The organism is Polaromonas sp. P3_C2, from assembly GCF_056402675.1.
Genome location: NZ_JBFUGX010000066.1, coordinates 1 through 10,364 on the forward strand (window position 1 = coordinate 1; position 10,364 = coordinate 10,364).

General features: G+C 61.7%; 10 protein-coding genes and 1 pseudogene. 2 read left to right on the forward strand and 9 right to left on the reverse strand.

Translation table 11 applies throughout. From position 1 onward, the window contains the following. Window positions 1-269 precede the first annotated feature (269 nt). Both AC1DWI_RS04830 and AC1DWI_RS04835 read left to right on the forward strand, forming a co-directional pair. Window positions 270-1,268, forward strand: a complete 999-nt coding sequence (locus tag AC1DWI_RS04830) for a sigma-54 interaction domain-containing protein (RefSeq protein WP_477669964.1) — start codon at window positions 270-272, stop codon at window positions 1,266-1,268. Window positions 1,269-1,276: 8 nt separating this feature from the next. Then, window positions 1,277-1,843, forward strand: a complete 567-nt coding sequence (locus AC1DWI_RS04835) for an SPOR domain-containing protein (protein WP_477669965.1) — start codon at window positions 1,277-1,279, stop codon at window positions 1,841-1,843. Window positions 1,844-1,847: 4 nt separating this feature from the next. Here the strand turns inward: AC1DWI_RS04835 and AC1DWI_RS04840 are convergent, their stop codons facing one another. The 9 genes and pseudogenes from AC1DWI_RS04840 to AC1DWI_RS04880 all read right to left on the reverse strand — a co-directional run. Then, window positions 1,848-2,132: a 7(1) septoil knot domain-containing protein gene (locus AC1DWI_RS04840; RefSeq protein ID WP_477724458.1), complete on the reverse strand. Its 285-nt coding sequence runs from the start codon at window positions 2,130-2,132 to the stop codon at window positions 1,848-1,850. 60 nt (window positions 2,133-2,192) lie between these two features. Beyond that, window positions 2,193-3,020, reverse strand: coding sequence for a hypothetical protein (locus AC1DWI_RS04845; RefSeq protein ID WP_477669967.1), 828 nt, complete (start codon window positions 3,018-3,020; stop codon window positions 2,193-2,195). 196 nt (window positions 3,021-3,216) lie between these two features. Beyond that, on the reverse strand, window positions 3,217-4,002 hold the full coding sequence (locus tag AC1DWI_RS04850; protein WP_477669968.1) for a hypothetical protein: 786 nt from the start codon (window positions 4,000-4,002) through the stop codon (window positions 3,217-3,219). A 228-nt stretch (window positions 4,003-4,230) separates the two neighbouring features. Continuing rightward, window positions 4,231-4,899 (reverse strand): hypothetical protein, encoded by a 669-nt coding sequence (locus AC1DWI_RS04855; RefSeq protein ID WP_477669969.1) that lies wholly within the window; start codon window positions 4,897-4,899, stop codon window positions 4,231-4,233. A 52-nt stretch (window positions 4,900-4,951) separates the two neighbouring features. Further along, entirely contained in the window at window positions 4,952-5,623 is a 672-nt protein-coding gene (locus AC1DWI_RS04860) for a hypothetical protein (protein WP_477724459.1), read from the reverse strand. A 13-nt stretch (window positions 5,624-5,636) separates the two neighbouring features. Then, window positions 5,637-5,885, reverse strand: coding sequence for a hypothetical protein (locus AC1DWI_RS04865; protein ID WP_477669971.1), 249 nt, complete (start codon window positions 5,883-5,885; stop codon window positions 5,637-5,639). 29 nt (window positions 5,886-5,914) lie between these two features. After that, window positions 5,915-8,074, reverse strand: coding sequence for a GNAT family N-acetyltransferase (locus tag AC1DWI_RS04870; RefSeq protein ID WP_477724460.1), 2,160 nt, complete (start codon window positions 8,072-8,074; stop codon window positions 5,915-5,917). After that, window positions 8,071-9,201, reverse strand: a complete 1,131-nt coding sequence (gene tssA / locus AC1DWI_RS04875; protein ID WP_477669973.1) for a type VI secretion system protein TssA — start codon at window positions 9,199-9,201, stop codon at window positions 8,071-8,073. Before tssA ends, AC1DWI_RS04870 begins: the two co-directional genes overlap by 4 nt. Further along, window positions 9,198-10,364: pseudogene (locus AC1DWI_RS04880) on the reverse strand (type VI secretion protein); the annotation flags it as partial. The pseudogene AC1DWI_RS04880 and the gene tssA, both read right to left, overlap by 4 nt.

Below are 10,364 nucleotides of genomic sequence, written 5' to 3' on the forward strand. Positions count from 1 at the left end.
GGGTGCATCCCCGCACCTCGAATGCAATTCACACATTCTGCTTACAGAAGTTTGAAGCTGGAATTCAGTGAATAGTTGCGTCAGCCTTCAGTGCAGTTCAGCAGCCAGGTCAATCAAGAATTTTCGGTACTAATTGCTCCTGCAATTGGAGGATGTGAGGGGGTGGCAATTCTCTTATGTTTGCGCTTCCAGGCACTCGGTTTCTTCTTGCTTCCTCGCGAAAGCAGGCAGAAGCCCCTGAAGTAGCCGCAATAAAACGGGGGATGTTGATGAGTGCAAGATTCGGCTTCCAGTTGCTGGGATCCTCAGAATCCCTGGCGAAAGTGCGCACGCAGATCGAGCGTGTCGCCAGAGTTGATGCGGCGGTTCTCGTCGAGGGTGAGACAGGCACYGGAAAGGAAATGGTGGCACGGGCCATTCACTACGGCAGCAAGAGGGCCGACCGCGCTTTTGTTCCGGTCAATTGCGGGGCGCTGGCCGAAACCCTGGTTGAAAGTGAGCTCTTCGGTCACGAGCGTGGGGCTTTCACTGACGCAAAAGTTGCCTCGCTCGGACTTGTCAGCGAAGCCGGCGGCGGCACACTTTTTCTTGACGAGGTCGACGCGCTCAGCCTCAAGGCCCAAGCCGCGCTGCTGCGTTTTCTGCAAGATGGCAGTTACCGCCGCGTCGGCGGGAGTTCGACCAAACAGTCTGACGTTCGTATCGTCGTGGCCAGCAACGCCAACCTCAACGAGCTTGCCGAAGCACGCCGTTTTCGCAAGGACTTGCTGTATCGCATCAACGTGTTATCGGTCTATCTGCCAACGCTGCGCGAGCGCGGCGACGACGGGATCGAACTTGCCAGGATTTTCCTGACGCGGCTCGGCCACCATCATGGAAGGCCGCAGGTTCGCCTGACGCCGGCATCGATCGCATTTATCCAGAGCTACACGTGGCCGGGTAATGTGCGTGAGCTCGAGAATGTTGTCCAGCGAGCTTTCTTGCTCTGCGACAGCAACGAAGTCGATATCAGCCAGGCAATGTCACAGCCCCGCGGCGAGCGTCCCGCTGCCGAACCGGCGGTCTTTCGCACAGCCAAGCAGCAGGCCGTCAAGGAGTTCGAGCGGCTGTATGTGAGCCGCTTGCTGATGCAAACCAACGGCAACCTGACTCAGGCGGCACTGATCGCGGGACAGGATCGCAGCGCTTTCGGACGGCTGGTGCGCAAACACAGCCTGAGCCCCAGCCGGGCCCAGGCCGCCACCGCTACCCGCGCCGGTGAAGCCTGAGTCCGAGCGTGCTTGCGAAGTACGGCCTTGTCCTGTTAACCCTGGTATTCGGCATGGTGGTCTTCGCCGCCGGGTTGCTTGCGCCTTCCTCATTCAAGGAAGGTGTGGCAAAAATAGCGCAACAAATCGGAGCGAAAATCCCGGGCCGTGCCACTCCAGGTACAGGGGCGGCTTCCACACCAACCGCAACACCTGGCAGCACACCAGCCGCCGCTGCCGCTTCTACAGTCGCTGCGGCCCCGGCAAGCGCGCCGGCCGTCGCGGCATCGTCACCCCTGCCTGCGGCCAGCCTGATATTGCCGACGGTGGCCACGGCTTCTCCCAGCTTCGCGCTGCAGGCGGCACAGTTTTCGACGGCGCAGCCTGCCAGCCAGCTGGCTTCGTCAATACAGGCACAAGGTGTCACCAGCACGGTCGTCCTGATGGGCGAGCCCGCGGGCGGTTCATGGTCAGTGGTCACCGTCGGGCGTTTTGGCAGCGCGGACGAGGCATTGTCCCAACGCAACTACCTCTCGCTCAAGCTCGGGCTGCCACCCAATATGGGCACCATCGCATTGCCGCCCCCACCCAAATAACAACTCAGCGCAGCAAGTGCGCTACCGGGTGCCGCTGCTGTTTGTTGACCCAACCAGCCTGGCCGTAGGTGTCGACATAGCAGACCGCGAGCTGTGCCATGCCAAGCGAGCAAAAGTAAACGTACAGGTTCGCATCCTGCTTGGGGGCCATGTACCAAAGCCACGGGCGGGTGGCCAGGCCCCAGCTGCCAACCCGGTGCACGAGAAGGTCGGCCTGGCCGAGGTCACTGACGAGCGCGACACGGATGTCGRCGTCACCCATCGTGGGGGATTCATAGATGCGCGGCATATATTTCTTTGTGATCGGGGTTTTCCTGCTGCCGCCGGCGAGCGGTCTGCCGGATCGGGGTCATTTGTGTTTCAGACCGCCGGCGACTTCGGCACGGCACTTCACACAATACGCCATGGCGTCACCCGCGCTGACCTCGCTGGTGGCGTGGTGGTGCACATCGGACAGCGCACCGTGCTGCTGGATGTCGTTCCAGGCCATGAACGACGACTCCTTCGCCGCGTACTCGTGCCAGCTGTCCATGCCGGTCATGCTTTTGGCAAGGCCGTCGAGCGTAGCCTGGCGTTGCTGCACGAGCGTGCCATGTTCCGCAACGCGTGTCGCCTCGGCCGCCTGGTACTTGCTCATGAGCAGGTTCTTGCGCGCATTTTTTGTGTTGGCGCCGAAGGTCGGTGCAGCTGCCGGCACATAAGCCGGCACGGCTGGTACCAGCCCGGCCGTGAACGCGTCGAGGTGTGCCGCCGCATGGGTGTTGCCGCGCTGGTTAAGTTCCTGGTGCGCAGCGAGAAGGCTGTGGCCCTCTGCACAGGACAGTCCGCGCTTGTCCTCAGCCGGAGTCTGCTGGACATGCCGGTCCATGAGTTTTTGTGCAAGCGGATGGTCCGCGTGGTTGGCCTTCATATAGGCCACGCGGGCCTGGTATTTCGGCACGCCGGCGCCTCCGTCCGGGACCGGTTTTTTGGCCCAGGCGGTGTTTTTTCCCGTCACAGAAAGCGAATCACTGCCGCCGGTCAGGCGCCCTCCGCCTGGCGCTGTGACCGTCATCGTCGCATGTACGAGATCTCGCGGCGGAGCAGCGGTGGAAGGCGATGCCGTACGCGTCGTCTTCGGGCCTGACTGCGCTGTGACCGGCTTGGACAGCGCTGGCGTTTGTCGTTTGGATGCCATGGTTTACTCCCTCTGAAAACGTGCATATTTTTTCCCGGGTGACACGACCGGTATCTGTAACCTGGCTCCGGACTGCGAAAATTGCCGCATGCCGGGCTCGTGCCCTGCAGCGCAACGGCCGCGCAGCCGCCCGCACGGCCAGCGTGCCGGTTGCGCTGTGTTTGAGACGGCCTGAATCCCCGTTTCTCCCCGCCATCTACATGCCGACGCCGCGGCCGGTGTCGAGTTGTGCCGCAACAAGGCGGCGCCGGTCTTCTTCAACCGCAGACAGATGGCCACCTGGATCAGTCACTTCAGCCGCCTGCTTCCTGAATTTTTTGGCAGTGGACTGCAACTGTGGGCCCTGCAGTGCAGGCAGCCGCGGATGACTCAATATCTCCGACCCGTAGGCCTCCATTTCCCGTTGCGGGCTGGTCGTGGCCTTCATGACTGCCGGGCTTTTACGTTGCGCGACGTGTGTCATCTCATGACCAACAGTGCGAACGAGCTTGCGAAAGCTGTCCGTGTTCTCGTCACGAGTGATCTCTTCCAGCGCACGTTTTCCGTAACCTTTTTTCATCGTCAGCGTGATCGGCTTCGTCCTGTCCTTTTTGGCGCTGTAGCCGCCACCGGTCGAAGCATGACCGGCATCGTCCCTCACCTTGACCTTGTCGGGCATCGGCAGTGTGCCGTCAGTGGCCCGATGGACTTCAGTCGCGGTGGCTTTTGTAACCGCACGTAGCGACAGGTGGCTCGGATGCGATTTCGGCAACGCATTGCGCGTGGCCATAACGTTGGCAAACATGTCCCAATGGTCGAGCGGCGCTCGGCCCTGCGCCGCTCGCTGCTTGACCGCCAGCTGGGTCTTTGTCGGTGGTTTCACGGCTGGCGGCACGCCCACGCCCTGCTGCGGACCCGGGTTTTGCGCAGAGGCATTTTTCTTTCTGAGTAGCATGATGTTTCCTTTCAGGTTCAGAATGTGAAGCCCGGGCCAGCCACCCACCGGACAGGGCTCAGCGGCGGTTCGGTCAGGGTCTTGTCATTGGCCATTTCGCGCAGGCTGCTGAGGTCAAGCCGGGGAGTCGCGCCGCGCCAGCGCCAACGGCGGCAGCAGGCAGCGAGCCGAGATAGCGACGTGTCGACGGCTTGAAGGCGGCGTCCCTCGCAAAATTGGCGCGACGCGCCATCCTGGCCCATACCATGCTTTACCTGCCCGGCGCGATGCGCGCTCTCATTTTCCTGCCTGCTTGTACATGTCGGCGAGGCCGGCGCGCTGTTCGGTGACAACGTCCTTCAGATGGTTTTCATGCGTGGCATCGATATGTCCGGTGCTCCGGATGCGCGTGAGCATCTCAAGCTGGCGGTCCATACCCCACTCTGCGTCCTTTTTAGGCACCACGCCCTGCTGCGAAGGGTTATCGAAGGGACGGGCATCGTGAATCGTCGGTTTGCCGAAGAGCGTCGCGGGTGTGGCTGTTGACCGGAACTCGACCTCAAGCGTTGCCGCGTAGTGGTCCTGCGTCGTGCCCATCGGGCCGGCGAAAGGTACCTGGCCATGATGAGCGTTCAGCAGGTAGGCGCGGTGGTGCTCGACCACTGCACCGCTTCCGGTCGTGAGCTTGCGCCGGTGTTGCGTTTTATTCATCGCCGAAGCCGGCAGGCGTTTGCTCAGAGAAGCACCGGCGCCGCTTTTCCTCGAACTGCCGGCTGCCTGGTGCAGGGAGTCGGGACTCATGTGGTCGACCTCAACCGGTGCCTTCGATGGGGTCTTTTTGTAGACCGACTGCTGCGCGTGCGTGCCGATGACTTTTTTGGGGCCGCGTATCGGCCCATAATTGCTGGGCGCCGGGCCCAGCCTGTCCTTGGCGGTCTGGTCCGCTGTGTACCGTCTCGATGCCATGGTCAAACTCCTGGTGGGTTAAGAAAAAACGCGGGGTTATCCGCGCCACGTGTCAAAAGCCGTGCGTTTTATAGAGATCAGCCAGTTCACTACGCTGCTCGGTCACCACATCCATCAGGTGCTGTTCGTGCTCGCCCGTGATGTGCCCGGTGTTCTGGATGCRCTTGAGCATGTCGAGCTGCCGGTCCATACCCCATTCGGCATCGAGTTTCGACACCACTCCCTGCTGCGACGGCTTATCGAACGGCCGCGGATCGTGAATCGTCGGTTGACCGAACAAGGTGGACGGCGTCGCGGTCGAACGGAACTCGACCTCAAGCGCCGCCGCGTAGTGGTCCTGGGTTGTGTTCATGGGGCCGGCGAACGGTACCTGCCCGTGATGCGCATTGAGCAGATAGGCCCGATGCGCCTCGACCGCGTTGCCGCTACCGGTTGTGAGCTTGCGCCTGTGCTGGGTCTTGTTCATCGCAGCGGCCGGCAGCCGCTTGCTCAACGATGCACCGCCACCGCTCTTGCGCGAGCTGCCAAGGGCCTGGTGCAGCGAGTCGGGACTCATATGGTCGACCTCGACCGACGCTTTCGACGGTGTTTTTTTATAAGTCGACTGCTGCGTGTACGTGCCGAGCTCCTGCTTCACGCGTTTGATCGGCGGGAAGTTGCTAGGAGCAGGACCAAGCAGGTCCTTGCTGATCTGGTCGGCTTTGCGTTTGCGGCTGGCTGCCATGGTCGATCTCCAGTTAGGGTTGAAAATGCTTCAGGAAGGTCCAGGCGGCGCCGCCCTTCATCGAGTAACCGATTGCCTGATGCAACGAGCCGGGGCTCATATGGTCGACCTCCACCAATGCGCCCGATGACGCCTTCTTGCAGGTCAATTGCCGCGCATGGCTACCGATCTCGAGCTTGGGCTGCTTGACTTTCGGGTGACAGCTTCGCGCCGGTTCGAGCTTGCTTTTGCCGATCTCTCCAACCCTTCCTTTGCATTCCATGGTTTCTTCTCCTTCGGTTGAAAACAGAGTCAACGCACCAGCGGCTCCCCGATGCATTCGCACACGGCCGCGAGCCGGCGCTCGAGTTCGTCGTGAGTGCAGGCAAGCGCGCCAGGCAGCGCGAGGTGCATGAACCGGTAACCCACATCGTCGCCGCGCGACTCGTGCCCGAGCGTGTCAAAACCGGCTTTTTCAAGCAGCCGGTGCGAGCGCGTGTTGCCCTCGTGTACCGAGGTGAACAGGTGCCGCACCGGGCCACCGGCGAGGCTTGCCGTCAGCAGCCGCACCGCACGCGCACCAAAGCCAGTGCCTTGATGCTCGACACCTATCCAGAAATGGATATGCGCCATATCGGCCTCGCGGCGCAAACCGACGGCACCGACAAAACCTAAATTCCGGTGAACCACTGCATATTCGGTCCCCTCGCTGCCGCCTACATGGGCAAGATAGGTTTGCGCCTCTGCTTCACACGTAATTGGCGGCAATCCGGCCACCACGGCGATGTTCGGGTCCCGGTATTGATGCAGCCATGCCGGGATATGCAGGACATCAAGTGGCTCGAGCGAGAGCTCATCGTCGCGCAGCGCGTCGGCTTCATACCAGTTGCTGGCCTGCCAATTGGCCAGCCGGCGCTCCAGCAGCTCATGCATGCCTTGTGCCTCAGGATGACCGGCATCCAGGCGCAGACATTCCCGTACGACGCGCAATGCAGTGGCGCTGCGCCCGGTTTCCGCCTCCAGCCGCGCACGCAGCAGCAGCTGATCGATGCGAGAAGCCGTCGGCGAATCGCTGTCGGGAGTTTCGGCGAGCACATCACGCGCCAGCGCCCACTGACCCACATGCACCAGCAGGCGTGCCAGGCCTGTCCCGGCATCACAACGCTGACGCTGTGTCATGTGCTGCCACGTGCGTGTCAGGCTGCGGTGCAGTGTTTGCAGTGCACCTTCGTCCGCAGCGTCCAGCAGGCGAAGATCAAGGCTGTCGAGGATGGATTGGAGAGCCCAGGGATCATGACCCGAGCAGCGAAGGCGAAAATTGATTTCGTCAACGCTCTCCACAGGACTGTGGGGAGCCCCGTGCCACCAGCGCTCCGCTGGATGGTCTTCATCTACCGTCTCGACCAGACTGCTCCAGCTTGCGGCATCCATGCCGATGGCATCGTCGCGGCAGGCCATATGCTGAATGCATCCCGATGCGCCCCACTCCAGATGCGCAACATGTGCGCCGGCGCTTTCCTGATGCATGCCAAGCGCATGGAAATTGACCGGCAGTCCCAGTTCACCAGGAGCGAGTTGTTCAGGAAGCGCCATGCAGTTAAGCCTGATCTGCCGCTCATCGGCGACTCCCTGGTCTGCCGCCAGCAGCAAATAGCGTCCGGCAGAAAAATYGGCAAGCGCATCCAGCAGGGACAGTGCGGCGTTTGAAAGCAGAACAGTGGCACTGATCAGGCTGGCGCGGTAATGGCCCAGCAGCGCGGAAGCGGCTGAGGCAAGCTCATCCTCCGCCAAAGCCTGCCATTCGGAAACCAGCGCAAAACGGCCTTCGCTGCCTGGCTGCGCCTGAACCCGCGCCTGCAATAGTTCGCCGTAGTGCACACCGTACAGTTCTGCCGGCAATGCGGAGAACCCGCCTGCCGTCATCGCGACCACCGGGTTGCGTGACCCGAACAGGGCAAAGCGGTTCGCACCGAGCAAAAGCGGGTGGCCGCGCCGAGCCTGCCAGCTCGCCTGGTCAAGCCAGCCGCGCGCGACAAAAGGCTGAAGTGCCGGCTGTTTGAGCAGCGCCAGTGCCGGTTCTTCACCGGCCAGCGGGCACAGCACATACCGGACGGGCCAGCCGAGCATGCCGCAGGCATGCATCTCATCGCGCAAAGTGGTCAACACCATCGCAGCCAGGGCGCCGTCATCCGGACCCACGTTCAGGATGTAGAGTGGTTGCGACAAATCCAGGCTGCCCAGGCGTTCAAGCCTGCTCCAGTACATAACTACGGCACGCGCCCAGGCGCGCCCCAAGCGCGGGCCGGTCAGGGCGGCAGCAATGCCCGAACGCTCCTTAAATAGAAGGGACGGCAGTTCGCAAAGGTTTTTCCAGACCGAAGCGGCGATATCCATCGCCACTGACGGGGTCGACGGATCAGTCCCCAGGGAAACCGGTACGAGAAGCCCTTGGGGTTCAGATGATGCGATCATGTTTCCTCCCGCGCTGCGGGTGTTTCAAGCCCTACCAATTCGAAGATATTGAGTTGGCCGCCAAGACGGATAAACACTTCCTTGTAGAGCTCTGCGGTGTTGAGCCGTCCCCATTCGATCGCACGGCGTATCAGGTAAGGCGCCGGGCTGTGCGGATCCATCTTCAGCAACGCCTCCACCAGTTGCTCCAACATTGCGTAAACCTGGCGCCGGTCATCGATGGCCCACATCTGGTCACCCACAATGACCGTTTCGTCGGACCCCGCAACGGTGCCAGGCCCCGGCTCGGAATCCCCGCTCACCGTCGCCAGCTTTATCCCGCGCCGCTGCAGCTCAGATTCGGCCAATGCGTGCAGTTGAGCCAGCAAGCCGGCCAGCGCCGACAGACTCGGTCCGTCCACCGCGAAATGGCGGTCGATGCTGTCCCTGAGCAGTTGCATCGCTCCCAGCGCATCATTCAACTGCTGGTGCAGCGCCTGATACCAGGCCAGGGGCGTCGCGGCCATCGCTGCAGTGATCGTTTCCGTGCTGGCATGCTCCTCCTCATCAGCGCTGCTAGCTGCGGCCGCGGCGGCCGGGGCCAGTCGTTCGCGGTGCATGGCAACTTCCCAATCGGCGAGGTTGTAATTGCGATGCATGCCCGTTGAAGTCATGGCGAGCTGCTTGAGCACAAACGGCAAACGGTTGTTGAGCGAACGCAGGATGTTGGCTCGGTGTTCGCCGCCGGAATCAGCGTCCTGGGGGTAGAGATCGTCCCAGTAATCACGCAACAAGCCATCAAGCAGCAAAAGGCTGGGAGCTATCGCAGAAAACCCATGCTGGTTCACTTCGGCCTCAAGCAGCCAGGCAGCGACCTGCAGGTCCTTGGATTTGGAACAAAGGGCCTCGGTGGCGACACGGCTCACCACTGGCCAGTCCGCTCGCTTGAGCTTGTGCTCCCACGGACCCAACGGCAAACTCGCATCGTCCTCGCGTCTGGCGTTCTGGATGGTGTTGTAGACACCATTGCCTTTGACCGAATAACCGGCGGGATTGCCCGCGTCGATCGGGTCGAGCAGGGTCTCGAGCGAACATCCAAGCCGTTCGCCGAAGTAACGCTGTGATCGGGTCATCAATTCAGTGTTCATGGTTTTGCTCGCTTTTGCGTGGAAACATCTTGCCGCTGCGGTGCAGACTTGGGGAAAGGTCCCGGCCAGACCAGGCGGGTACTGGCCTGGGATTTCGGATCGGTGCCAGACAGGGTCAAGCCGAGGTAGAACGTGGCCTGGCCCGTCGTGACAACCGGGGCTGCTGTGGGTGTCGCCTGGGTCGTGCGCTGTATCGGCACGCTGAATTCGAGCAATGCCTTGCCGGGCTTGAGGGGATCGGCCGGTCGTGCCGGCGCAGGCTGGTAGCGCTGCAGCATGCGCAGCAGCGCCCAGTTGCCGCTTTCAGTAAACGAAGCTGTGCTGCCWTCGGCCCGGTAGCCGCTTTGCGCCGGGTAAGCAGCCGGTCGCCAAACAGACAGCTCGGCCCAATTCAGATCAAGCGCGAGCACCTGGCCGTAGCTCCAATCCACGGTTGACGGCTTTCCACCCGGATAGCTCGCCACCCGTGAACCTGAGCTCACAACCCAGCTCACGACCTGTTCACTGCCAGGCGACTCCTGGGGTAGCGCACGGAAAGTGATGTCGAGCTTTAGAGGCTGCGGTGCTGCGCCTATACCCAAGCCTGGCCGCAGAAACTGATCGGCTGCATCGAGTTCACTGAGGAACCCGCGTGCCGAAACGACCCAGCCAGGGCTGCTCAGGCTTGACAGCGACTGTTGCAGCGATTCACGTTGTGCCGCGTAGTCACTGAAGAAGGTCTGTACCTCAGCCAGCGAGGCGTCCGGACTGCTGGTCTCGCCGAACGGAAACCGACCCTTGAGCCGGCTGTTGAACCGTTTGGCCAGGGCATCGTAGGCAGTGGTTGCCTGTTCGGTACGACGATCGACACAGCGCAGATTCAGTTGCGCAATCAGGTCGCGCCGCCTCTCCGAGAACATGTCGTTGCCGTAGTCGGCTGGCTGGTAGGCCGCCAGCACCTTGCCGCAGTTCGCATAGGTGAGATCGGCAATGGTCTTGAGGAAAAGCGTGTCGAGCGCGCCGACTTGCTTGCCCGGATCCTTGAACTGCACGTAACTGGTGACCTCATTGATCGTATTACTCCAGTACGGCAAGGTTTGCGCGTTGTCGCGCTGCGCATCGTTGACGCCGTCAGTGTTGCGCAACAGATTCACGAAAGGATCAGCGTAGCCAGCGAGTACCTG